This is a genomic window from Enterobacter sp. A8 (genome assembly GCF_004296595.1).
Lineage (GTDB): Bacteria > Pseudomonadota > Gammaproteobacteria > Enterobacterales > Enterobacteriaceae > Enterobacter > Enterobacter cloacae.
This window is the reverse complement of sequence record NZ_SCMF01000004.1, coordinates 372,482-395,378: the sequence shown is the minus strand read 5'-3', so window position 1 is coordinate 395,378 and position 22,897 is coordinate 372,482. Positions and strand designations below refer to the sequence as shown.

22 protein-coding genes are annotated in these 22,897 nt (G+C 55.1%); 7 read left to right on the top strand and 15 right to left on the bottom strand.

From position 1 onward, the window contains the following. Window positions 1-15 precede the first annotated feature (15 nt). Together ampE and ampD are read right to left on the bottom strand one after the other, a co-directional pair. Entirely contained in the window at window positions 16-870 is an 855-nt protein-coding gene (ampE, locus tag EQV24_RS17535) for a beta-lactamase regulator AmpE (RefSeq protein ID WP_020688508.1), read from the bottom strand. Between the two features lie 9 nt (window positions 871-879). Continuing rightward, window positions 880-1,431 (bottom strand): 1,6-anhydro-N-acetylmuramyl-L-alanine amidase AmpD, encoded by a 552-nt coding sequence (gene ampD, locus EQV24_RS17530; protein WP_130626887.1) that lies wholly within the window; start codon window positions 1,429-1,431, stop codon window positions 880-882. An 87-nt stretch (window positions 1,432-1,518) separates the two neighbouring features. On the opposite strand from ampD, the gene nadC reads away from it, so the two are divergent. The 4 genes from nadC (at window position 1,519) to hofC (ending at window position 5,594) form a co-directional block, all read left to right on the top strand. Further along, window positions 1,519-2,412 (top strand): carboxylating nicotinate-nucleotide diphosphorylase, encoded by an 894-nt coding sequence (gene nadC / locus EQV24_RS17525; protein ID WP_013095589.1) that lies wholly within the window; start codon window positions 1,519-1,521, stop codon window positions 2,410-2,412. A 175-nt stretch (window positions 2,413-2,587) separates the two neighbouring features. Then, window positions 2,588-3,025 carry a prepilin peptidase-dependent pilin gene (ppdD, locus tag EQV24_RS17520; protein ID WP_023620000.1) on the top strand — a complete coding sequence of 146 codons (438 nt, stop codon included), beginning with the start codon at window positions 2,588-2,590 and terminating at the stop codon, window positions 3,023-3,025. A 12-nt stretch (window positions 3,026-3,037) separates the two neighbouring features. Then, complete coding sequence (gspE, locus tag EQV24_RS17515) at window positions 3,038-4,420, top strand: type II secretion system protein GspE (protein ID WP_130626886.1); 1,383 nt, start codon at window positions 3,038-3,040, stop codon at window positions 4,418-4,420. Beyond that, window positions 4,410-5,594 (top strand): protein transport protein HofC, encoded by a 1,185-nt coding sequence (gene hofC, locus EQV24_RS17510; RefSeq protein WP_130626885.1) that lies wholly within the window; start codon window positions 4,410-4,412, stop codon window positions 5,592-5,594. The genes gspE and hofC overlap by 11 nt, the downstream gene beginning before the upstream one ends. A gap of 32 nt (window positions 5,595-5,626) precedes the next feature. On the opposite strand, the gene EQV24_RS17505 is transcribed toward hofC, so the two are convergent. Continuing rightward, window positions 5,627-6,670 (bottom strand): GMP reductase, encoded by a 1,044-nt coding sequence (locus EQV24_RS17505; protein WP_020688503.1) that lies wholly within the window; start codon window positions 6,668-6,670, stop codon window positions 5,627-5,629. Between the two features lie 228 nt (window positions 6,671-6,898). Here EQV24_RS17505 and coaE point away from each other — a divergent pair, with 228 nt between their 5' ends. From coaE to yacG, 3 genes are read left to right on the top strand one after another with little or no spacing between them, the layout of a single operon-like run. Next, the gene (coaE, locus tag EQV24_RS17500) at window positions 6,899-7,519 is read left to right on the top strand and encodes a dephospho-CoA kinase (RefSeq protein ID WP_048972710.1); all 621 of its coding nucleotides are present in this window, start codon (window positions 6,899-6,901) and stop codon (window positions 7,517-7,519) included. After that, the gene (gene zapD / locus EQV24_RS17495; protein WP_013095583.1) at window positions 7,519-8,262 is read left to right on the top strand and encodes a cell division protein ZapD; all 744 of its coding nucleotides are present in this window, start codon (window positions 7,519-7,521) and stop codon (window positions 8,260-8,262) included. Before coaE ends, zapD begins: the two co-directional genes overlap by 1 nt. A 9-nt stretch (window positions 8,263-8,271) precedes the next feature. Beyond that, a complete protein-coding gene (yacG, locus tag EQV24_RS17490) occupies window positions 8,272-8,466 on the top strand; it encodes a DNA gyrase inhibitor YacG (RefSeq protein ID WP_003856332.1) in 195 nt (64 codons plus the stop codon). A 34-nt stretch (window positions 8,467-8,500) separates the two neighbouring features. Here yacG and mutT read toward each other — a convergent pair whose 3' ends face one another. From mutT to murD, 12 genes are all read right to left on the bottom strand, one after another. Beyond that, window positions 8,501-8,893 carry an 8-oxo-dGTP diphosphatase MutT gene (mutT, locus tag EQV24_RS17485; protein ID WP_013095582.1) on the bottom strand — a complete coding sequence of 131 codons (393 nt, stop codon included), beginning with the start codon at window positions 8,891-8,893 and terminating at the stop codon, window positions 8,501-8,503. 56 nt (window positions 8,894-8,949) lie between these two features. After that, the gene (gene secA / locus EQV24_RS17480; RefSeq protein ID WP_130626884.1) at window positions 8,950-11,655 is read right to left on the bottom strand and encodes a preprotein translocase subunit SecA; all 2,706 of its coding nucleotides are present in this window, start codon (window positions 11,653-11,655) and stop codon (window positions 8,950-8,952) included. Window positions 11,656-11,714: 59 nt separating this feature from the next. Next, on the bottom strand, window positions 11,715-12,218 hold the full coding sequence (gene secM / locus EQV24_RS17475; protein ID WP_013095579.1) for a secA translation cis-regulator SecM: 504 nt from the start codon (window positions 12,216-12,218) through the stop codon (window positions 11,715-11,717). 279 nt (window positions 12,219-12,497) lie between these two features. After that, window positions 12,498-13,415, bottom strand: a complete 918-nt coding sequence (lpxC, locus tag EQV24_RS17470) for a UDP-3-O-acyl-N-acetylglucosamine deacetylase (protein ID WP_013095578.1) — start codon at window positions 13,413-13,415, stop codon at window positions 12,498-12,500. A 101-nt stretch (window positions 13,416-13,516) separates the two neighbouring features. Then, on the bottom strand, window positions 13,517-14,668 hold the full coding sequence (gene ftsZ / locus EQV24_RS17465) for a cell division protein FtsZ (protein ID WP_008501978.1): 1,152 nt from the start codon (window positions 14,666-14,668) through the stop codon (window positions 13,517-13,519). 63 nt (window positions 14,669-14,731) lie between these two features. Next, a complete protein-coding gene (gene ftsA / locus EQV24_RS17460; RefSeq protein WP_006173845.1) occupies window positions 14,732-15,988 on the bottom strand; it encodes a cell division protein FtsA in 1,257 nt (418 codons plus the stop codon). Continuing rightward, entirely contained in the window at window positions 15,985-16,827 is an 843-nt protein-coding gene (ftsQ, locus tag EQV24_RS17455; protein WP_013095577.1) for a cell division protein FtsQ, read from the bottom strand. The genes ftsA and ftsQ overlap by 4 nt, the downstream gene beginning before the upstream one ends. 1 nt (window position 16,828) lies before the next feature. Beyond that, window positions 16,829-17,749 carry a D-alanine--D-alanine ligase gene (locus tag EQV24_RS17450; protein WP_038981206.1) on the bottom strand — a complete coding sequence of 307 codons (921 nt, stop codon included), beginning with the start codon at window positions 17,747-17,749 and terminating at the stop codon, window positions 16,829-16,831. Next, complete coding sequence (murC, locus tag EQV24_RS17445) at window positions 17,742-19,217, bottom strand: UDP-N-acetylmuramate--L-alanine ligase (RefSeq protein WP_013095575.1); 1,476 nt, start codon at window positions 19,215-19,217, stop codon at window positions 17,742-17,744. Before murC ends, EQV24_RS17450 begins: the two co-directional genes overlap by 8 nt. Window positions 19,218-19,275: 58 nt before the next feature. After that, window positions 19,276-20,340 carry an undecaprenyldiphospho-muramoylpentapeptide beta-N-acetylglucosaminyltransferase gene (gene murG, locus EQV24_RS17440; protein WP_130626883.1) on the bottom strand — a complete coding sequence of 355 codons (1,065 nt, stop codon included), beginning with the start codon at window positions 20,338-20,340 and terminating at the stop codon, window positions 19,276-19,278. Next, entirely contained in the window at window positions 20,337-21,581 is a 1,245-nt protein-coding gene (gene ftsW / locus EQV24_RS17435) for a cell division protein FtsW (RefSeq protein ID WP_013095573.1), read from the bottom strand. The genes murG and ftsW overlap by 4 nt, the downstream gene beginning before the upstream one ends. Beyond that, on the bottom strand, window positions 21,581-22,897 hold the full coding sequence (murD, locus tag EQV24_RS17430) for a UDP-N-acetylmuramoyl-L-alanine--D-glutamate ligase (protein WP_023620010.1): 1,317 nt from the start codon (window positions 22,895-22,897) through the stop codon (window positions 21,581-21,583). The genes ftsW and murD overlap by 1 nt, the downstream gene beginning before the upstream one ends.

Genomic DNA, 22,897 nt, shown 5'->3' with positions numbered 1-22,897 from the left:
CTACGGCACGCGGGTTCAGACCAGCGTGCCGTAAATGGTCAGCAACGCTACGATAACGACCACCACAAACGACGTTTTCTTCGCCATCGAGACCGCCGCTTTCGGCGTTTCTATCTTGTCGGTATGTGGCTCACGCGCCAGAGAGAACTGCGCCAGGCGTGTCAGCACCTGGTACTGCGAGGTATGACGGTCGCCAAGCGAGGCGAACCACGCCGGGAGCGCTTTTTCGCCGTGGCCAATAAGCGCGTAGACCACACCCACCAGACGAACCGGAAGCCAGTCGAGCACGTGCAGGATCGCATCAATGCCGGAGAGCAAACGTTCATGCGGGGTGAGATAGCGGGCAAGCCAGGTCTGCCAGGCGCGCAGGAACGCATATCCCATCAGCAGTACCGGCCCCCACGGGCCCCCCACCACAAACCAGAACAGCGGCGCCAGGTAGTAGCGGAAGTTAATCCACAGCAGCGCGTTTTGCAGTTCACGCAGGAACTCGCGTTCATCGCAATCCGGCGGCACGCCGTGGATCATCGTCAGCTCGCTGGCCATGGCGCTACGTGCATGCGCATCATCACGGGAAGCGGCTTTCAGATAAGCGTGATAGTGCATACGCACTTTGCCTGCGCCAATGCACAGCACGCCGAGCAGGATCCACACCACCAGTAGCGGCACGTTGAAAAAGAGGCCGTATAACGAGCGCAGCAGCAAGAACGTAATCACCATCACGCCCGCGGTCATCAGCAGCGTACGCAGCATGGAAAAATGGTTAATCCGGCGGAAAAGCACCTCCAGCCGGTGATCCAGATGCCAGTGCTCACCGAGTTTGAACAAGCGTTCAGCGATGATAACCAGCAGCATGGTAAACAACGTCATGTTATCTCCTTATTCTGACGACGCGGTAAGCATGGCGCGAAACCGGGGCCAGTCAAATACAGGGCCAGGATCGGTTTTTCGCGCCGGGGCGATATCACAGTGTCCCGTAATGTTCTCTGCAATCGCAGGGTAAAGCCTGATGAGCGTTTGGGTGATATCCACCAACCGCTGGTACTGTGCATCGGTATAAGGGGTGGTGTCCGTGCCTTCCAGTTCAATCCCAATAGAGAAGTCATTGCAACGCTCGCGCCCCTGATACATCGAGACACCCGCATGCCAGGCGCGCTTATCAAAAGGAACATACTGAACCACTTCGCCATCGCGACGGATCAGGCAGTGCGCCGATACGCGCAGATGCGCAATCTCAGCAAAGAAAGGATGGGCATCGGGATCTATCGTTCCCGTGAATAACGCATCGATCCACGGGCCGCCAAACTCACCCGGCGGGAGACTAATGTTATGAACCACCAGCAGTGTGGGCTTTTCATCCTCCGGGCGGCCATCGTGGTGCGGCGAGGGTACACGCCGCGCATCCACCAGCCATCCGTCTTCTAACAACATGCTGGAACTCCTTATGTATGGTGCTGTTACTCGGTTCAGAGTAGCATGTTTCAATATTATGATTCGTTACCAATTTGGAGTTTTATCATGCCGCCTCGCCGCTACAACCCCGACCACCGACGTGAAGCGCTTCTGGAACGTATTAATATGGATATTCCGGCAAGCGTTGCCCATGCTTTGAAAGAAGATCTGGGCGGTGACGTCAGCGCGGACAACGATATTACCGCACAATTATTGCCGAAAGAGACACGCTCACACGCCGTGATCATCACCCGTGAAGATGGCGTGTTTTGCGGCAAGCGCTGGGTTGAAGAGGTCTTTACTCAACTGGCTGGCGATGAGGTGCAAATCACCTGGCATGTTGAAGACGGTGACGCCATTACCGCAAACCAGCCGCTGTTTGAGCTTGAAGGCCCGTCCCGCGTGCTGCTGACCGGTGAACGTACCGCGCTTAACTTTGTGCAGACCCTTTCAGGGGTGGCAAGTGAAGTGCGTCGTTACGTTGACCTGCTGGCCGGTACCCATACGCAACTGCTGGACACCCGTAAAACGCTGCCGGGTCTGCGCACGGCATTAAAGTACGCGGTGCTTTGTGGCGGGGGAGCCAACCACCGTCTGGGGTTGTCCGACGCCTTCCTGATTAAAGAGAACCACATTATTGCCTCTGGCTCCGTGCGTCAGGCGGTGGAGAAAGCCTTCTGGCTGCACCCGGATGTGCCGGTTGAAGTGGAGGTTGAAAACCTCGAAGAGCTGGAGCAGGCCATCAAGGCCGGTGCCGATATCATCATGCTCGATAACTTTGAAACAGCACAGATGCGCGAGGCGGTGAAGCTCACCAACGGCCAGGCACAGCTCGAAGTTTCAGGAAACGTCACCTTCGAAACGATCCGTGAATTCGCCGAAACCGGCGTGGACTACATTTCTGTCGGGGCGCTGACCAAGCACGTTCGCGCCCTCGATCTCTCCATGCGCTTCAAATAACGTCGTTTCCCCTCTCTGCTGGAGAGGGGAAATTTCAGCCCTCCTCGCAATCTCTCTGTTCTTCTCTGCAAGTACGCACAAATTCCCTGAACGCCGCTTCACGTTCTTTTTTTTGCCCCTCGTCTGCTTTTTTCCCCGCTGTCAGAGTAGCGCCACTTAATCCTGAGGAGCAGATATGAACAGACAACAAGGCTTCACACTCATTGAGCTGATGGTGGTAATCGGCATTATTGCCATCCTGAGCGCCATTGGTATTCCCGCCTACCAGAACTACCTGCGAAAAGCGGCCCTGACCGACATGCTGCAAACGTTCGTGCCCTATCGCACGGCGATTGAACTTTGTGCCCTGGAACATGGCGGCGTGACGAGCTGCGACGGCGGCAGTAACGGTATCCCTTCTCCAACGACAACACGCTATGTCTCGGGAATGAGCGTGACGCAGGGCGTCGTGTCGTTAACCGGCCAGGAGAGTCTTAACGGACTTGAGGTGGTGGTGACACCGCAATGGAGCAGTGGCAACGGTATGACGGGCTGGAAACGTAGCTGCAATATCAGCAACGACGGTGCGCTCAAAGAGGCCTGCGAAGATGTTTTCCGTTTCGACAGTAACTGACAGGAGCGGATAATGAATTCAGATCAACTCGTCACCCTGTGCCAGCGCCACCATGCTTTGCTGCTGACCAGCGACGCCGACATGATTAGCATCGCCGTCGTGGGCAATCCCGCCGCTGAAATGATGGAAGCGCTGCGTTTCGCCACGCAAAAACGTATTGATATTGAATGCTGGACAGCGGAGCGCATGGAAAAACACCGGCAGTTAACCGCGCAATCACACCTCCCGGTTGTTTTAACGCCGCACAACACGGTGGATATTCTCAACCACACCCTGCAGCAGGCGATAAACCAGCGCGCATCTGACATTCATATCGAACCGATGGGGGATATCTGTCAGGTCCGCTTGCGTGTTGACGGTGTGCTTTGCCCGCTGCCTCCGCTTTCTGCAGCGGTGGCAAATACCCTCACCGCTCGCTTAAAAGTGCTGGGCCAACTGGATATTGCGGAGCGCCGTTTACCACAGGATGGTCAATTTACGATTGAACTGGCAAGCGAGCCGGTCTCTTTTCGCATCGCCACGCTTCCCTGCAGCGGCGGAGAGAAAATTGTGCTGCGCCTGCTGCATCAGGTTCATCAGGCGCTGGAACCCGAAAAACTGGGAATGAGTGCGAAACAGCTGGCCCGCTTTAACGAGATCCTCCATCAACCGCAGGGGCTGATTTTGGTCACGGGCCCCACTGGCAGCGGAAAAACGGTCACGCTCTATAGCGCATTGCAGGCGCGTAATACCCCTGACGTTAACATCTGCAGCGTGGAAGATCCGATCGAGATCCCGCTTGCGGGGCTGAACCAAACGCAGATTAATCCCCGTGCGGGCTTAACCTTTCAGAGCGTTCTGCGGGCGCTCCTGCGCCAGGATCCGGACATCATTATGGTAGGCGAAATCCGCGATAGTGAAACGGCAGAGATTGCCATTAACGCCGCACAGACCGGGCATCTGGTGCTGTCGACGCTGCACACCAACTCCACGACGGAAACCGTCATTCGCCTGCAGCAGATGGGAGTCGCACGCTGGATGATCTCCTCTGCGCTTTCGCTGGTGATTGCCCAGCGGCTGGTGCGTCGTCTGTGTCCTCACTGTCGGCAGGAAGCCAACAGCCGCGCAGAATTACCGCGCACCGTATGGCCCCGGCCGCTTCCTCGCTGGCAACCTGGCGGCTGCGATCGCTGCTATCACGGCTTTTATAGCCGCGTCGCCATTTTTGAAGTCCTCGCCATCGACACCACGCTCCGGCAGGCCATCGCCCGTGGTGCCTCGATAGAGGTCATCGAAGCCAGCGCCCGTCAGGCGGGAATGACATCGTTATTTGAGCAGGGTTGTCTGGCCGTAGAGCAAGGTCTGACCACGCTCGAAGAGTTGCTGCGCGTGCTGGGAATGCCCAATGAGTATTAATCATCTCTGGCGCTGGCGGGCGCTATCCAGTGAAGGCGAATCTCTGTGTGGGGTGCTGTGGGCGGCAGATCGCGAAACGGCCTTCGTCAGGCTGATGCGTAAAGAGTTACATCCACTTTCGCTCACCCGATGCTCGCTGACGCACCGCTGGCGACCCCAGCATTGCTATGAGATGTTTCGCCAGCTTGCCACGCTGTTGCAGGCTGGCCTGACGTTATCGCAAAGTCTGCAAATGCTGGCCGAGCAGCATCCTGTCAAACACTGGCAGGCGCTGCTGGAAAACATGAATGATGATCTGAGCGAGGGATGCGCCTTTTCCGAGGCGCTGAAGCGATGGCCTGCGGTATTTAGCCCGCTGTATGTCTCGATGGTAAAAACAGGGGAGCTAACGGGGAAGCTGGAAACGTGCTGCCGCCAGCTCGCTCAGCAGCAACAATCCCAGCAGCAACTCACGGCTAAAGTGAAGAAGGCGTTGCGCTATCCGACGATCATCCTGGCGCTGGCCATTCTTGTCGTTCTGGCCATGGTCACTCTGGTCTTGCCGGAGTTCGCGGCCATCTACAAAACGTTTAATACTCCCCTGCCGCTGCTGACACAGATGGTCATGGGCCTGTCGGCGTTTATCCAGACATACGCCATCGCCCTGTTCGTGCTGTTGCTTATTCCCGTGGCCATCGCCTGGGCGCTGCGACGGGATCCGCGCTGGCAACGTATCCTGATGCATATTCCCGTGACGGGAAGGCTGGCAAGAGGGCAAAAACTGGGGCAGATCTTTACCGTACTGTCACTCACCCAGCAGGCGGGCATCCCCTTTTTACAGGGATTACATAGCGCAGAAGAAACTGTTGATAGCCGGTACTGGCAAGGTATATTGCGCAGCGTTCGTGGGGACATTGAACAAGGCTTTACCGTCTGGTCTTCATTTCAGAAAGCGGCCGTCTTTACCCCGCTGTGCATTCAACTCATACGCACCGGGGAGGTATCTGGGTCACTCGACATTATGCTGGAAAACCTTGCCCGCCATCATACGGAGCAAACCTTTCAACTGGCAGATAATCTGGCCGCGCTTCTGGAGCCAGTGCTGCTGATTGTGACAGGGGTGATTATCGGTACGCTGGTGGTGGCGATGTATCTGCCCATTTTCCATCTCGGGGATGCAATGAGCGCGGGATAACGCTGGCGTACGGACATACGCCAGCAGAAACATTACAGGCTATTGAAAACGCGGTTTTCCTGCTCCTGAACGCGGATAAACGTCGTACGTTTTGTCAGCTCTTTCAGACGGGATGCCCCAACGTAGGTACATGCGGAACGCAGGCCGCCCAGGATGTCACGAGCCGTGTTTTCGACCGGGCCACGCAGGGGCAGCTTCACGGTTTTGCCTTCCGCAGCACGGTATTTTGCCACGCCACCTACGTGACGAGTCATTGCTGATTCTGAGCTCATGCCGTAGAACAGCATGAACTTCTCGCCGTTCTCTTCAACCACGGTACCGCCGCTCTCTTCATGACCCGCCAGCATGCCGCCGAGCATCACGAAATCCGCGCCGCCGCCAAAGGCTTTCGCGACATCACCCGGCATGGTGCAACCGCCGTCGCTGATGATCTGGCCGCCCAGACCGTGCGCGGCATCAGCACACTCAATCACCGCAGAAAGTTGCGGGTAACCCACACCGGTCTTCACACGCGTGGTACACACGGAACCCGGGCCAATGCCCACTTTTACGATGTCTGCACCGGAAAGGATCAGCTCTTCACACATTTCACCGGTTACCACGTTGCCCGCGATAATGGTTTTGGTGGGCCAGGCCTCACGCGCCTTGCTGACAAACTGCACGAAGTGCTCGGAGTAACCATTTGCCACATCAATACAGACAAAATTGAGCGCCGGGTTAGCGTTAAGAATCTGTTTGGTCTTCTCGAAATCGGCATCGGAGGTACCGGTGGAAACCATGACATGCTTCACCACATCGTCCGATGCAGAGGCGATAAAGGCATTCCACTCTTCCGGGCTGTAGTGCTTATGCACAGCGGTAAGGATATCGAATTTCGCCAGCGCGGTCGCCATCTCGAAGGTTCCCACCGTATCCATATTGGCTGCGATGATCGGCACGCCAGACCAGGTCTGACCGGAATGTTTAAAGGTGAATTGACGTTCGAGTTCAACGTCTGAGCGACTTTTCAGTGTAGAGCGTTTAGGGCGGATAAGAACGTCTTTGAAACCTAACTTCAGATCTTCTTCGATACGCATGTGCGGATTCCTGGGGTTAGAGGCAAATATGTTAAAAGCACAACTCCAGTGACGTTATCATACGCACTAATACCTGCTCCGCAAGACTGCGAAATTCTCTTTTTTTACGCTACAATCCTATAAATTTACCTGGTAAAAAGCCGGTAAAGAGAGCCAAACAGTGGCTGGCGCACGTTTGAATTTTAACCAACTGATTTTAATAATGAATAATTCCCAGGATTTGATTTAATGGGGTATATCGTCGCATTAACCGGCGGCATCGGTAGCGGGAAAAGTACCGTTGCGGACGCATTTTCTCGTCTGGGTATCACCATAATCGATGCCGATATCATTGCCCGTCAGGTGGTAGAGCCAGATACACCCGCACTAAACGCCATTAAGGCACATTTTGGTCAGGCAATTATCAACGCGGATGGCACGCTAAATCGCCGCAAGCTTCGTGAGTGCATTTTTTCTGATTCTTCAGAAAAGACCTGGCTTAATGCTCTGCTCCACCCCATTATCCACCAGGAAACCCAGCGTCAGATTGCCGCAGCCCGCTCGCCGTATGTTCTGTGGGTGGTTCCGCTGCTGGTAGAGAATCAACTGCACAATAAAGCGGACCGGGTACTGGTCATTGATGTCTCACCCGAAACGCAAATCCAGCGCACCGTGGCGCGCGACCATGTCTCGCGCGAACAGGCTGAACAAATTCTTGCCGCTCAGGCCACGCGCGCTCAGCGCCTTGCCGTTGCGGATGATGTTATTGATAATAACGGCGCACCAGATGCCATTGCATCGGATGTTGCCCGCCTGCACGCGCAGTATCTGACGTATGCCGCGCAGGCCGTTGCACAGGAAAAACCATAATGTCGACCCACATCCTTTTTGAGCATCCGCTCAACGAAAAAATGCGTACCTGGCTGCGTATCGAATTTCTGATTCAACAACTCTCACAACATTTGCCCATCAACGATCATGCGACGGCGCTGCACTTCTTCCGCAATGTGGGCGATCTTCTGGATGTAATTGAACGAGGCGACGTTCGCACAGAGCTACTGAAAGAGCTGGAGCGCCAGCAGCGTAAATTGCAGGCCTGGGCCGAAGTACCGGGCGTTGACCAGAGCCGCATTGATTCACTCCGTCAACAGCTTAAAAACAGCAGCAGTACGCTGATGGCCGCTCCCCGCGTTGGGCAGTTTTTGCGTGAAGACCGCTTAATCGGGCTGGTGCGCCAGCGCCTGAGTATCCCGGGCGGCTGCTGCAGCTTTGACCTGCCGACACTGCATATGTGGTTGCATATGCCGCAGGTCCAGCGTGATGCGCAAGTGAAAAGCTGGCTGGACAGCCTGGAGCCAATGCATCAGACGTTATCCCTGATCCTCGATCTCATCCGTAACTCGGCGCCATTCCGCAAGCAAACCAGCCTGAACGGTTTCTACCAGGACAACGGTGATGATGCGGATCTGCTGCGTCTTAACCTCTCTTTAGGTGAACAGCTTTACCCGCAAATCTCCGGGCATAAGAGTCGTTTTGCGATTCGCTTTATGCCGCTGGATAGTGAAAATGGCACCGTGCCGGAACGCCTCGATTTTGAACTGGCCTGTTGTTAAGGAGTGCCTATGTCTGATGTAACCACCGTAAACTGCCCAACCTGTGGCAAAACTGTTGTCTGGGGAGAGGTGAGTCCGTTTCGCCCATTCTGCTGTAAGCGCTGTCAGTTAATTGACCTGGGCGAATGGGCGGCGGAAGAGAAACGCATTCCAAGTGAAGGTGATCTCTCGGACAGCGATGACTGGAGCGAGAACCAGCAGTAGAGTTCAAAGCCTGCTGGCGCTTCGCTTAGCAGGCCTACAGGTTGCCCGTTAGCCGGGATATGACGGGCGCATTTGCCGGAGGAAATTTTTCGGCATCACTCGCGTGAAGCGAAACCCAGCCACCCGGTTGACCCTCTTTCCCCCAGGGTTCCCCCTCCCAGCTTTCCACAAGCCAGAACCACAACGTGATGTGACGATCCGGAAACTGGTATTCCAGCTTATCAAACAGCGTTGCGCCAATCGGAGTAATGCCGACCTCTTCCTGAAGCTCACGCACCAGCGCCTGCTCCGGCGTTTCACCGGACTCGATTTTCCCACCAGGAAACTCCCACTTGTTTGCCATGTGGGCGTCAGCGGCACGTTGCGTAATGAAGATTTGGTTTTGCGGGTTGCGAATAATCCCGACAGCAATTTGCAGTATTTTCATATTGTCACTTCCATAAAAAAGGCGCAGATTTCTGCGCCTTTTCGTTTTTTATGAACTTAGCTCAGACGGCCGTGGCACGCCTTATATTTTTTACCGGAACCGCATGGGCACGGATCGTTACGCCCCACTTTGCGATCACCAGTTTGCGCGGCGATCGCCGCAGCGGCTTCGCTATCGTCAGTCTGGTGGCTAAGCTGCTGCATCTGTGCCAGACGCTCGGCTTCCTCACGACGCTGTTGCTCCATCGCTTCCACTTCTTCCGGCATACGCACCTGCACTTTGCTCAGGGTGCTGATAACTTCATATTTCAGCGACTCCAGCATGGAGGCAAACATCGAGAAGGATTCGCGCTTGTACTCCTGCTTAGGATCTTTCTGTGCATAGCCACGCAGGTGGATCCCCTGACGCAGGTAGTCCATCGCCGCCAGGTGCTCTTTCCACAGTGAGTCCAGCGTCTGCAGCATCACCCCTTTTTCGAAGTGACGCATCATCTCAGCGCCAACAACCTCTTCCTTACGCTTGTATACTTCCAGCGCGGTTTCGTAGATACGTTCGCGCAGGGTCTCTTCGTGCAGCTCTGGCTCTTTATCCAGCCACTCTTTGATTGGCAGGTCGAGGTCGAAGTCGTTTTTCAGGCGCTCCTGAAGGCCTTCGATATCCCACATCTCTTCCAGAGACTGAGGCGGAATGTGCGCATCGATAGTCGCTTTGAACACATCTTCACGAATGCTGTTGATGGTTTCGCTCACGTCGGATACGTCCAGCAGTTCGTTACGCTGGGTATAGATAGCACGACGCTGATCGTTGGCGACGTCGTCATATTCCAGCAGCTGCTTACGAATATCGAAGTTGCGGCTTTCCACTTTACGCTGCGCGTTGGCAATCGCTTTGGTCACCCATGGGTGCTCAATGGCTTCACCTGGTTTCATCCCCAGCTTACGCATCATGCCGGAAACACGGTCAGAGGCGAAGATACGCATCAGCGCATCTTCCATCGACAGGTAGAAGCGGGAAGAACCGGCATCCCCCTGACGACCTGCACGACCACGCAGCTGGTTATCGATACGACGTGATTCGTGACGCTCGGTACCAATGATGTGCAGACCACCAGATGCCAGAACCGCGTCATGACGCACCTGCCAGTCGGCTTTGATCTGCGCAATCTGTTCCGGCGTTGGGTTTTCCAGCTCAGCCACTTCGGCCTGCCAGCTACCGCCCAGCATAATATCGGTACCACGACCCGCCATGTTGGTGGCGATGGTCACGGCCGCCGGATAACCCGCCTGCGCAACGATATCTGCTTCTTTGGCGTGGAATTTGGCGTTCAGTACGTTGTGCTTGATACCCGCTTTAGTCAGCTCATTAGACACCACTTCGGATTTCTCGATGGAGATGGTCCCCACCAGAACCGGCTGGCCTTTAGCAGTACGCTCACGAATATCTTCGATGATTGCCTGAATTTTTTCCGCTTCGGTCATGTATACCAGGTCCGGCATGTCCTTACGGATCATTGGACGGTTGGTTGGAACGACAACGGTATCCAGTTTGTAGATGGAGCTGAATTCAAACGCTTCGGTATCTGCTGTACCGGTCATCCCTGCCAGCTTCTCGTACAGACGGAAGTAGTTCTGGAAGGTAATAGACGCCAGCGTCTGGTTTTCGTTTTGAATATCCACGCCTTCTTTGGCTTCAACGGCCTGGTGCAGACCGTCAGACCAGCGACGACCCTGCATGGTACGGCCGGTGTGCTCATCAACGATGATGACTTCGCCGTCTTTGACGATGTAGTCGACATCGCGAGTGAACAGCGCATGGGCGCGCAGTGCGGCAGTCACGTGGTGCATCAGCATGATGTTGCTCGGGGAGTAAAGAGACTCGCCCTCTTCCATGATGCCTTCAGCCACTAACAGCTCTTCAATTTTAACCAGACCACGTTCAGTCAGGTTCACCTGGCGCGCTTTTTCATCAACGGAGAAGTGGCCTTCACCCTGGAAGGTATCGGAGTCTTCTTTCTCCTGACGCAGCAGGTGTGGAATGATTTTGTCGACTTTACGGTACATATCAGAGCTGTCTTCGGCCGGACCGGAGATGATCAGCGGGGTACGCGCTTCATCGATCAGAATGGAGTCCACCTCATCCACCAGCGCATAGTGCAATTTACGCTGCACACGTTCTTCAGGACTGAACGCCATGTTGTCACGCAGGTAGTCGAAGCCGTATTCGTTGTTGGTACCGTAAGTGATATCAGCGTCATACGCTTCGCGCTTGGCTGGCGCAGGGAGACCGGACATGTTGATGCCGACGGTCATCCCCAGGAATTCGAACAATGGACGGTTATTTTCGGCGTCACGCTGTGCCAGATAGTCGTTGACGGTCACGACGTGCACGCCTTTGCCGGTCAGTGCGTTCAGGTAGGCAGGCAGCGTCGCGGTCAGGGTTTTACCTTCACCGGTACGCATTTCCGCGATGCAGCGCTCGTTAAGCACCATACCGCCCAGCAGCTGCACGTCGAAGTGACGCATGCCGAATACACGTTTACTCGCTTCACGCACAACCGCGAAGGCTTCCGGGATCAGGCTTTCTAAGGTTTCGCCTTTTTCCAGGCGTGCGCGGAATTCTGCGGTTTTCGCTTTCAGCTCGTCATCAGACAGCTTCTCCATCGCCGGTTCCATACCGTTGATGACAGCGACAGCTTTGCGCATACGGCGCAGGGTACGATCGTTACGACTACCAAAAACTTTGGTTAATAATTTGATTAGCATAATAAATTCTCAAACGCCCCATAACGGGCAGATAAATTAAGGTATTGAAAACGGTTAATTTAACTGAGGCGCTGAGGCCCGGCGCGGATGCCATGAACCTGGCTTATCCACGTCGAGACAGAGAATGTGGCGGGTGAAACAACGATGGATTGCGCTGTCTGCGGAACGCTAACAGCTGGCTGGCTGTCCTGCGTCAACAGCGCGTTGAGCGTATCCAGCAGCGCAAGGTGTTGCGCCTGAACCGGCAGCGTCTCTTCAGCAACCGGTATGGCCTGTGGCGCCATTGCAAATGACAGATGGCGAATAACCGTGCGGATGGCGTGCTGCTGCCAGTAATCTACCGAAAAGTTAGGACGGCGGCTGGCTTCAAGCCACGCAAGATTGGTGAAGTTAACGCGCGCGGTGAGATCGTGTTTGGTGGTTGACGTCTTTGCCGGTGTGGCAGCTTCGGCGCTGTTGCTGAGCGCAGGCAAGCCGAAACTCGCCGCGACCATCCCTAATAAGAGATGCGGCCAGAAGTAACGTCTGCCAAATTGTCGCCAGCGCGTCAGAATTCCGCTCACTTGCTCCACCACATAAGCCCGTCTTACACAGGCTGAGTTCAGTTATTCTTTTAAGCGCCCAGATATTACCACTAAAGCCAATACACAGCAGCAGGAATGACGTACTGCAGCGGGGAAAAACGGTCAAGAATGCAGCTAACGCACAGATTTTCTACGCCTGCTAAGCGAAAGGGGAAGCTGGGGCAAAATGAAGAAAGGTAAAAATAAAAACGACTGGTTTCCCTGGTCGGAGAGAGTACCAGGTTAACCAGTCGATTTTTTACGAAACGGCTTGAACCGTTACGCCAGAACCAGGCCAGGGGCTTTGAAGGCCAGCGGCAGTTCAGCTTCGTCTTCGAAGGTCACATACTCCCAGGCTTCCTGTTTTGCCAGGACGGCTTGCAAGAGTTTGTTATTCAGCGCATGACCGGATTTGAACGCGGTAAATGCACCAATAATGTTGTGACCACACATGAACAGGTCGCCAATTGCATCAAGCATTTTGTGGCGAACGAATTCATCTTCGAAACGCAGACCGTCTTCGTTCAGTACGCGATAATCGTCAACAACGATGGCACAATCGAAGCTGCCGCCCAGGCACAGGCCGCGGGACTGCAGATATTCGATATCACGCATGAAGCCGAAAGTACGAGCACGGCTGATCTGGCGCATAAACGCATCAGCAGAGAAGTTCATCGCATAGCGCTGGGTACTGGCATCAATCGCCGGATGGTTAAAATCGATGGTGAAGTCCAACGAGAAACCATTGTACGGTTTGAATTCAGCCCACTTGTCGCCATCTTCGACGCGAACGGTCTCTTTGATGCGAACAAATTTCTTCGCGCAGTTCAGTTCTTCGATACCTGCATCCAGCAACAGATAAACGAACGGAGCAGCACTACCATCCATGATCGGAATTTCTGGCGCATCGACTTCAACAATAATGTTGTCGATACCCAGACCCGCCAGGGCGGCGTTCAGGTGCTCTACGGTAGAAATCCGCACGTCATGCTCGTTCACCAGACAAGTACAGAGCATAGTATCACGCACAGATTTGGCATCGGCCGGAAAATCTACCGGTGGATTCAAGTCGGTGCGACGATAGATGACCCCGGTATTGGCCGGCGCAGGGCGTAACGTCAGGGTGACTTTCTTGCCGGTATGTAAACCGACACCCGTCGCCTGAACGATACGTTTAAGTGTCCTTTGTTTGATCATCGTATAATCTCGCCAAATTAACTATCCAACCGAGAGTGTATATCACTAACGGTGGGCCAGTTTAGCACAAAGAGCGGAAATCCCCAAATTCCAGCCAATTCTTAGTCAGCTTGCTTACGCAGGAACGCCGGGATATCCAGATAATCTGGCTCTTTCGCCGTTTGCGGCGTTGGGTCATTAACCACTTTCGCGGCCGGTTTTTGCTCCTGAGTCAGAGGAGACATACCGTGCTGCTGGTAACGATCCATTACCGGTTGCTGAGTCTGCTTGTTCGTCACCAGAGTGATTTCAGGGCGCTTGTCCATACCGATACCGGTAGCAACAACCGTTACACGCAGCTCGTCGTTCATTTCCGGGTCAAGGGAGGTACCGATTACCACGGTCGCGTTGTCAGAGGCGAACGCACGGATGGTGTTACCCACGGTTTCGAACTCATCCAGACGCAGGTCGAAGCCAGCGGTGATGTTGACCAGCACGCCACGCGCACCCGACAGATCGATATCTTCCAGCAGCGGAGAAGAGATAGCCATTTCTGCTGCTTCTTCCGCACGGTCTTCACCGCTCGCCACGCCGGAGCCCATCATCGCGTAGCCCATTTCGGACATCACGGTGCGAACGTCAGCAAAGTCAACGTTCATCAGGCCAGGACGGGTAATCAGTTCAGCGATACCCTGAACCGCGCCTTTCAGCACGTCGTTTGCTGCGCCAAAGGCATCCAGCAGAGAGATACCACGACCCAGCACTTTCAGCAGTTTGTCGTTCGGGATGGTTATCAGCGAGTCCACATGCTTGGACAGCTCGGTGATACCCTGCTCCGCGAAGGCCATACGTTTCTTGCCTTCAAAATTGAAAGGCTTGGTCACGACAGCAACGGTCAGGATACCTAAATCTTTAGCCACTTCAGCCACAACAGGTGCTGCGCCGGTACCTGTACCGCCACCCATACCTGCTGCGATGAAGACCATGTCCGCACCTTCCAGTGCAGCGCGTAACGCTTCACGATCTTCTTCAGCCGCATTGCGACCTACTTCCGGGTTAGCTCCTGCGCCCAGACCTTTAGTGATGCCACCACCGATCTGGATAGTCTGGCCGACTGCCGTCTTACGCAGTGCCTGTGCATCAGTGTTAACCGCAAAGAATTCAACACCTTCAATGCGCTCGCGCACCATATGCTCTACGGCGTTACCGCCGCCGCCACCGACGCCGATGACTTTAATCACCGCGTCGTTGGTCAGTTCCATAGGTTCAAACATAATTTCTCTCTCCGTTGTGCCTGTCGCCCGAGACCGTTAATTCTCTCCGGTCTCTTAAAAAAATTAAAACTCTTTTCGCAGCCAGTTGTTCAGTCGTTTGACCCACGACCCCACTGAGACGCGTTTTTCCACTTCTGCTTCACCACTGAGATGGGATTCTTTCCCGTAGTGGAGCAGGCCCACAGCCGTTGAATAGTAAGGCTCCTGGGCATAATCCGTTAAACCGGTAATATTCAGCGGTGCGCCAATACGCACCTGCGTATGGAACACACGCTGCGCACAGGCCGCAAGACCTTCAATTTGCGCTGCACCGCCGGTTAATACAATCCCCGCCGCAAGATGATGTTTTACGCCCTGCTGGCGAAGCTGTTCCTGTAATTGCAAAATCTCTTCGTTGACCAGGTTGAGCAGCTCGGTATAGCGCGGCTCAATCACCTCTGCCAACGTCTGGCGCTGCAGGCTACGCGGCGGACGGCCGCCCACGCTTGGCACTTCAACGCTCTCATCTTTGCCAACGATAGACCCCAGCGCACAACCGTGGCGCACTTTAATCGCTTCTGCATCGCTTGGCGGCGTACCAAACGCGTAGGCAATATCGCTGGTCACCACGTTCCCCGCGTAAGGGATCACTTTGGTGTGGCGCAGGGCACCGCCGGTATACACGGCCATATCCATTGTACCACCACCAATATCGACCACACAGACGCCCAGTTCACGTTCATCTTCGGTCAGCACGGAATAGCTTGCCGCCAGACCGGCGAAAATAAGTTGGTCAACTTTCAGGCCACAACGTTCAACGGCTTTTACGATGTTCTTCGCCATATCGTTGTGACATGTGATCAGGTGCACTTTTGCCTGCATACGCACGCCAGACAGACCAACCGGGTTCTTGATCCCTTCCTGGTAGTCGATCGCATATTCCTGCGGGATCACGTGCAGCACGCGATGCTCATCGCGCACGCGCACGGACTTCGCCGTATGCACTACGTTTTCAACGTCTTCCTGCGTCACTTCTTCTTCAGAAATGGGCACCATGCCGATTTCGTTCTGGCAGCTGATATGCTTACCAGAGAGGGCCAGATAGACAGAGGAAATCTGGCAATCTGCCATTAATTCAGCCTGATCGATGGCGCGCTGTACGCATTTCACCACCGACTCAAGATCGTTTACCCCACCTTTATCCATACCACGGGACGGGCAGCTGCCCACGCCAATGATATTGACCATACCGTCGGGCAGAACTTCCCCTACTAAAGCGGCAACCTTCGCGGTGCCAATCTCCAGTCCAACTACCAGTTTTCTGTCCGTCGCCTTGATCATTGTTGTTCTGCCTGTACCTGTGCCTGATTCTGTTGCTGATTAGGTTCCTCGACCGGAGCCGGTACCCAACCGACTGCTGCGCCTGAGTCATAGCGCAAATCAACGTAGCTTATCCGTTTGCCGTCAGTCTGTGCCTGCTGCTGTAAAACCGGGTAAAGTTCTACAAAACGCGCCAGACGCTTCATCGTGTCGCCGCGGCCAAGGTTGAGCTTAATGCCATTCGTTAAGGTGAGCTGCCACGAACGGCGCGCCGTCATCGCAGCTTCTTTTAACGTAAACCTGTCCTTCGCCAGCACTTGCCCCATCTCGCGAAAACCCTGTAACACTTCGTTTTCGCTGCCTTCAGGACCATACAACATCGGTAAATTTTGCTTGTTGACACGATCGGCCGGGACGCTGAAGGAATTTCCGTCTACGTCAACCATGTGCTGATCATTCCAACGCGCAATGGGCACATATTCAACCAGATGAATCTTCAATTCATCAGGCCATTGCTTTCTTACACTCGCCTGTTTTATCCAGGGCAGACGTTCAATCTGACTCTGGATAATGTTGACATCCTGCGTCATAAAGGTGCCAGGCGACCCCAGTGCCAGAATCGACTGGCGAATATCATCGTTACGCGTGTAGTGGCGTTCACCGGTGACCACCAACTTCGACAGCGGCAACCGCTGCGCATCTTCCATCCAGCCCAGTACCATCCAGCCGCTGATAAACACGGTGCACAGCACCCCGAGCAGGAAAATAATCCCTGCAAGACGCGTTCCATTACTCCGGCGTGAAGAAGAATATTCTTCCTCGTCATCGCGGTTGCGCGTGTTCAATGCAGCCTGAGACATATCAGCCCGCCTGGTCCAGAATACGTACGACTAACTGCGAGAAGCTCATCCCCGCCTGACGCGCGGCCATCGGCACAAGGCTGTGGCTGGTCATGCCTGGAGAAGTATTCGCTTCCAGCAAATAAAATTGCCCATCACTGTCGAGCATCACATCAATGCGTCCCCAGCCACTGCAACCAAGAATATGCCAGGCTTTAAGCACCAGGGACTGTAAATCCGCTTCACGTTCTGCTTCAAGACCTGCTGGGCAGAAATATTGCGTCTCGTCAGAGAGATACTTCGCCTCATAATCATAGAAGACGCCAGCAGGTTGGATGCGAATCGACGGTAAAATTTCTTCACCAAGCATCGCCACGGTAAATTCCGGTCCGCTGAGCCATTTTTCAATCAGAACTTCTTCATCGTGTTGAAATGCCAGCGCTAAAGCTGACGATAAATCGTCAGCTTTATCAACTTTGGACATCCCAACGCTCGACCCTTCACGGCTGGGCTTTACAATAACCGGTAAGCCCAGCTCAGCAATGCGTGCATTAACGCTATCCTGAAGGCCCATTTCAAATTCGCGGCGCGTCAACGCAACCCACGGCGCAACCGGCAAACCCGCTCCCTGCCACAGCAGCTTACTGCGCAGTTTATCCATTGAGATGGCGGAGGCCATCACGCCGCTGCCGGTGTAGGGCATACCGATGAGATCCAGCAACCCTTGCAGGGTACCGTCTTCTCCCCCACGACCGTGCAGAGCAATAAAGACTTTATCGAAGCCCATTGCTTTCAGCTGCGTTACATCGACCTCTTTCGGATCGACCAGATGTGCATTAACGCCAGCCTCACGCAGGCCCGCCAGTACCGCAGCGCCTGAATTCAGGGAAACCTCGCGCTCGGCGGAGGTGCCGCCAGACAGGACAGCAATCTTATCAGCCATGATGCTCATCCTCCTGAGTTTGCGGCTTCAGTTTGATTTCAGCTAAGGTACGGGCGATTTTGCCGATATTTCCCGCGCCCTGAATCAGAATCAAATCGTTACCTGTCAGTACCGGCGCCAGAATTTCGGCGACCTGAGCAGGATCCGAAACCAAAATAGGGTCTACTTTACCGCGTCCGCGAATGGTTCGACACAGAGAACGGCTGTCCGCGCCTGGGATCGGCGTTTCACCTGCAGAATAAACATCCAGCATCAGCAATGTGTCCACCTGGGACAGCACGCTGGCGAAATCGTCATACAGATCGCGCGTACGCGTAAAACGGTGTGGCTGGAAGATCATCACCAGGTTCTTCTCTGGCCATCCCGCACGTGCGGCCTTAATGGTCGCGTCCACTTCGGTTGGATGGTGGCCATAGTCGTCTACCAGCATGGCAGTACCCGGTTTACCGTTTACCGCATCCAGCGGGAATTCGCCAAGGAAGTCGAAACGACGCCCGGTTCCCTGGAAGCTTTCCAGAGCACGCAGGATCGCATCGTCATCAATGCCTTCTTCTGTTGCGACGGCCACCGCCGCGGCTGCGTTCAGGGCGTTATGACGGCCTGGTGCGTTCAGCGTCACGTGCAGCAGCTCTTTGTCCTGACGCGCCAGGGTGAAATGCCCCTGCGCACCAATTTGTTTGTACTCTTCCACGCGAACATCCGCGTCTTCGCTGAAGCCATAGGTGGTGATCTGACGACCAACCCGCGGCAGCAACTCGCGAATGACCGGATCGTCCACACACATTACCGCGCGTCCATAGAACGGCAGGTTATGCAGGAAGTTGATAAAGGTCTGCTTTAAGTTCTCGAAGTCGCCCTGGTAGGTATCCATGTGGTCAGCTTCGATGTTAGTGACAATCGCCACCATCGGCTGCAGATGCAGGAACGACGCATCGCTCTCATCCGCTTCCGCAATCAGATAACGGCTGTGGCCCAGACGCGCATGCACACCTGCTGCTTTTACCAGACCGCCGTTGACGAACGTCGGGTCGAGACCCGCTTCGGCATAAATACTGGAAACCATCGCCGTGGTCGTGGTTTTACCGTGCGTCCCGGCAATCGCAATCCCGTGACGAAAACGCATCAGCTCTGCCAGCATTTCCGCGCGGCGGATCACCGGAATACGCGCTTCATGCGCGGCCACAATTTCCGGGTTATCAGAGGAGATGGCGCTGGATACCACCACCACACTCGCATCGCGCACGTTTTCCGGGCGATGGTTGAAATAGATAGTCGCCCCAAGCGACGCCAGTTGCTGCGTGACAGGGTTTGGCGCCAGGTCAGACCCGCTGATCTGATAGCCTTCGTTAGCTAACACTTCGGCAATACCGCCCATGCCAGCACCACCGATGCCAACAAAGTGAATGTGCCGGACGCGACGCATCTCGGGCACGATTGAACGCAGTTTTGCCAGTTGTTGTGTATTCATTCTCTAAACGCCATCGACTACTTAAAAAATTCGTGCAGCGCAACACGCGCTGCGAGGGTTAAGCCTGGGCTGCCAGACTCACTTCTTTTGCCACCCGCTCCGTTGCATCAGGAATGGCCGCCGCACGTGCACGTTGCGCCATCTCCATTAATGTTTCCCGGTTCCAGCCCGCCAGGGTGGTGGCGACCGCATCGGCGGTAAATTGTGGCTGCTCGAATATTTTCGCGGCACCGGCTTTTTCAAGCGGCAGCGCATTCCAGTACTGCTGACGATCTTTGTGCTGGAACGGCACAAACAGAGCCGGTAAACCCGCGGCGGCAATTTCACTCACCGTTAATGCACCGGAGCGACAGACCACGACATCGGCCCAGGCGTACGCTGCCGCCATATCGTCGATAAATTCCGTCACTTTGTGCTGCGGCTGACCTTCTGCCGCATAAGCCTGCTCAACGGTCTGCTGAGCGCCTTTTCCGCTTTGATGCCAGATGGTCACGGCATCACCCAGCTTTGCGGCAACCTGCGGCATCGTCTGGTTCAGGATGCGTGCGCCCTGCGATCCGCCGACGACCAGCACGCGAACAGGGCCTTCACGGCCAGCCATGCGGGTATCCGGCAACGGCAGCGCCAGCACATCCACACGCACCGGGTTCCCGACGACGTCCGCTTTCGGGAACGCACCAGGAAATGCCTGCATCACTTTGGTGGCGATTTTCGCCAGCCACTTGTTGGTCAGTCCTGCAATACCATTCTGCTCATGCAATACAACGGGAATGCCCAACGACCACGCGGCAAGTCCGCCCGGACCGGAAACATAACCGCCCATGCCCAGCACCACATCCGGCTGAAAGCGCTTCATGATGCTGCGCGCCTGACGCCATGCGTTGAAAATGCGCACCGGCGCCAGAAACTGGGCCTTAATGCCTTTGCCACGAAGGCCAGAAATACGAATAAAGTCGATCTCAATACCGTGCTTCGGTACCAGGTCGGCCTCCATGCGGTCTGCGGTTCCCAGCCAGCGTACCTGCCAGCCCTGATCCATTAAATGGTGCGCAACCGCCAGCCCCGGGAACACATGTCCACCGGTACCGCCTGCCATCACCATTAACCGCTTCGGTTGATTCATCGTGAACCTCGTGTAAACGCCTGGGCTTTTTCCAGACGCGTTTCATAATCTATACGTAACAACATCATGATGGCCGTCGACATGATCAACAGACTGGAACCACCATAACTGATCAACGGCAACGTCAGGCCCTTGGTCGGCAGCATACCCGCTGCGGCCCCGACGTTAACCAATGCCTGGAAGCTAAACCAGATACCAATTGAACAGGCTAAGAAACCTGAGAAGCGGTGATCGATCTCCAGCGCTTTCCGCCCAATCGACATGGCGCGGAAAGCGACGAAGAATACCATTAATAGCGCTAATACCACACCGATATAACCCAGTTCTTCTGCAATAATGGAGAAGATGAAGTCAGTATGCGCTTCGGGTAAATACTCCAGTTTCTGAACCGAGTTGCCCAGGCCTTGTCCCCAGACTTCACCGCGGCCAAACGCCATGAGTGACTGCGTCAGCTGATAGCCACTGCCAAACGGGTCTTCCCACGGGTTCCAGAACGAGGTCACACGGCGGATACGGTATGGTTCAGCAAGGATCAGCAGGACAACCGCTGAAATACCCATCCCGATAATGGCGATGAACTGCCACAGTTTCGCCCCCGCCAGGAACAGCATCGCCAGCGTCGTCACAAACAGTACCACCACGGTACCGAGGTCAGGCTGCGCCAGCAGTAAGACCGCCAGCACCAGAATCACGCCCATCGGTTTCAGGAAGCCGCGAAGGTTGTTACGCACTTCATCTACTTTGCGCACCAGGTAGTTCGCCAGGTAGCAGAACAGGGACAGTTTGGTAAATTCTGCAGGCTGAATACGCAGCGGACCAAAGGCGATCCAGCGCGATGCCCCGTTTACGGAACTCCCCACCACCAGCACGATCAGCAGCATGATGATCGAGGCGATCAGCATCGCGGTACTGTGTCGCTGCCAGAACGCCATTGGCAGACGTAAGGTTATCAGCGCAAGACAGAACGCCAGGATGATGTACAGACCATCTCGCTTGGCAAACAGGAAAGGATCGTTCGCCAGTCGCTGCCCGACGGGCATTGATGCTGACGTCACCATAATAAAGCCGACCGCCGCCAGCCCCAGGGTGAGCCAGAAGAGCGTGCGATCGTACATGATCAGGCTGTCGTTATCTTTCTGACGAGAGCCCATCACCCAGCCTTTCAGTGCCGCAAACAACCACACCAGGACACCAAATCCTGGGAAGCGCGGCATTTTCAGGCGAGGGAGAGATAAACGCATCAGCCTAACTCCTTCGCCAGGCGGGTAAAGAGATCACCACGCTGTTCGAAATTCTTGAATTGATCGAGGCTGGCGCATGCCGGAGAGAGCAGCACCATATCGCCCGGCTTCACGCGAGGAGCAATCAGGCGCATTGCCTGTTCCATGGTTTCGGTCTGCTCGGCGATCTCAGGACGCAGTTCCGCCAGTTCCCTGCCATCACGACCAAAGCAGTAGAGACGGATGTTATCGCCAGAAAGATACTGCTTCAGGGAGGTGAAATCGGCGGATTTACCGTCGCCACCCAGCAGCAGATGCAGAGTACCTTCCACCTGCAAACCATTCAGCGCGGCCTCTGTACTGCCTACGTTGGTGGCTTTGGAATCATTGATCCAGCGTACGCCGTTATGCTCCAGCGCCAGCTGGAAACGGTGCGCCAGTCCGGTAAAGGTGGTCAGCGCCTGCAGGCTGGAGGAGCGTGGCAAACCGACGGCATCCGCCAGCGCTAGCGCCGCCAGCGCATTGGTGTAGTTATGCTGACCGGAAAGCTTCATCTCCTTCACGTTCAACACCTTCTCACCTTTCACCCGCAGCCAGGTTTCACCCAGCTGACGGTTCAGATGATAATCACCCATGGTGATACCAAAGCTGATGCAGCGGTCATCGGCACCGCGTACCGGCATGGTCAGGGCATCATCGGCGTTAACGACGCAGACTTTGGCATTTTCATATATACGCAGTTTGGCTGCGCGATACTGCTGTAGACCAAACGGATACCTGTCCATATGATCTTCGGTCACGTTCAGGATTGTGGCCGCGGCAGCATGCAGGCTGGAGGTGGTTTCCAGCTGGAAGCTGGAGAGTTCCAGCACGTACAGCTCGCAGCCTTTGTCCAGCAGCATCAGCGCGGGCAAACCAATGTTGCCGCCAACGCCGACATTTTTGCCCGCCGCTTTCGCCATCTCACCCACCAGGGTAGTGACGGTGCTTTTTCCGTTAGAGCCGGTAATGGCGATAACAGGCGCCTGCGCTTCGCGGCAGAACAGCTCGATATCACCGACAATCTCAACGCCCGCATCGGCTGCGGCGCTCAGTGAAGGGTGCGCCAGCGCCATACCGGGGCTGGCGACAATCAGATCGGCTGCCAGCAGCCAGTCATCATTCAGACCACCAAGGTGGCGTTCAACCTGTTCCGGCAGTTTGTCCAGACCCGGCGGAGAAACACGCGTATCCATCACCCGCGGCGTCACGCCGCGCGCAAGGAAAAAGTCCACGCAGGACAGGCCAGTAAGGCCCAACCCGATGATAACGACTTTTTTGCCCTGGTAATCTGCCAT

Excerpts from the sequence above, each read along its gene's own strand:
- ampE (WP_020688508.1), bottom strand. The coding sequence starts at position 870 with ATGACGTTGTTTACCATGCTGCTGGTTATCATCGCTGAACGCTTGTTC.
- ampD (WP_130626887.1), bottom strand. The coding sequence starts at position 1,431 with ATGTTGTTAGAAGACGGATGGCTGGTGGATGCGCGGCGTGTACCCTCG.
- nadC (WP_013095589.1), top strand. The coding sequence starts at position 1,519 with ATGCCGCCTCGCCGCTACAACCCCGACCACCGACGTGAAGCGCTTCTG.
- ppdD (WP_023620000.1), top strand. The coding sequence starts at position 2,588 with ATGAACAGACAACAAGGCTTCACACTCATTGAGCTGATGGTGGTAATC.
- gspE (WP_130626886.1), top strand. The coding sequence starts at position 3,038 with ATGAATTCAGATCAACTCGTCACCCTGTGCCAGCGCCACCATGCTTTG.
- hofC (WP_130626885.1), top strand. The coding sequence starts at position 4,410 with ATGAGTATTAATCATCTCTGGCGCTGGCGGGCGCTATCCAGTGAAGGC.
- EQV24_RS17505 (WP_020688503.1), bottom strand. The coding sequence starts at position 6,670 with ATGCGTATCGAAGAAGATCTGAAGTTAGGTTTCAAAGACGTTCTTATC.
- coaE (WP_048972710.1), top strand. The coding sequence starts at position 6,899 with ATGGGGTATATCGTCGCATTAACCGGCGGCATCGGTAGCGGGAAAAGT.
- zapD (WP_013095583.1), top strand. The coding sequence starts at position 7,519 with ATGTCGACCCACATCCTTTTTGAGCATCCGCTCAACGAAAAAATGCGT.
- yacG (WP_003856332.1), top strand. The coding sequence starts at position 8,272 with ATGTCTGATGTAACCACCGTAAACTGCCCAACCTGTGGCAAAACTGTT.
- mutT (WP_013095582.1), bottom strand. The coding sequence starts at position 8,893 with ATGAAAATACTGCAAATTGCTGTCGGGATTATTCGCAACCCGCAAAAC.
- secA (WP_130626884.1), bottom strand. The coding sequence starts at position 11,655 with ATGCTAATCAAATTATTAACCAAAGTTTTTGGTAGTCGTAACGATCGT.
- lpxC (WP_013095578.1), bottom strand. The coding sequence starts at position 13,415 with ATGATCAAACAAAGGACACTTAAACGTATCGTTCAGGCGACGGGTGTC.
- ftsZ (WP_008501978.1), bottom strand. The coding sequence starts at position 14,668 with ATGTTTGAACCTATGGAACTGACCAACGACGCGGTGATTAAAGTCATC.
- ftsA (WP_006173845.1), bottom strand. The coding sequence starts at position 15,988 with ATGATCAAGGCGACGGACAGAAAACTGGTAGTTGGACTGGAGATTGGC.
- ftsQ (WP_013095577.1), bottom strand. The coding sequence starts at position 16,827 with ATGTCTCAGGCTGCATTGAACACGCGCAACCGCGATGACGAGGAAGAA.
- EQV24_RS17450 (WP_038981206.1), bottom strand. The coding sequence starts at position 17,749 with ATGGCTGATAAGATTGCTGTCCTGTCTGGCGGCACCTCCGCCGAGCGC.
- murC (WP_013095575.1), bottom strand. The coding sequence starts at position 19,217 with ATGAATACACAACAACTGGCAAAACTGCGTTCAATCGTGCCCGAGATG.
- murG (WP_130626883.1), bottom strand. The coding sequence starts at position 20,340 with ATGAATCAACCGAAGCGGTTAATGGTGATGGCAGGCGGTACCGGTGGA.
- ftsW (WP_013095573.1), bottom strand. The coding sequence starts at position 21,581 with ATGCGTTTATCTCTCCCTCGCCTGAAAATGCCGCGCTTCCCAGGATTT.
- murD (WP_023620010.1), bottom strand. The coding sequence starts at position 22,897 with ATGGCAGATTACCAGGGCAAAAAAGTCGTTATCATCGGGTTGGGCCTT.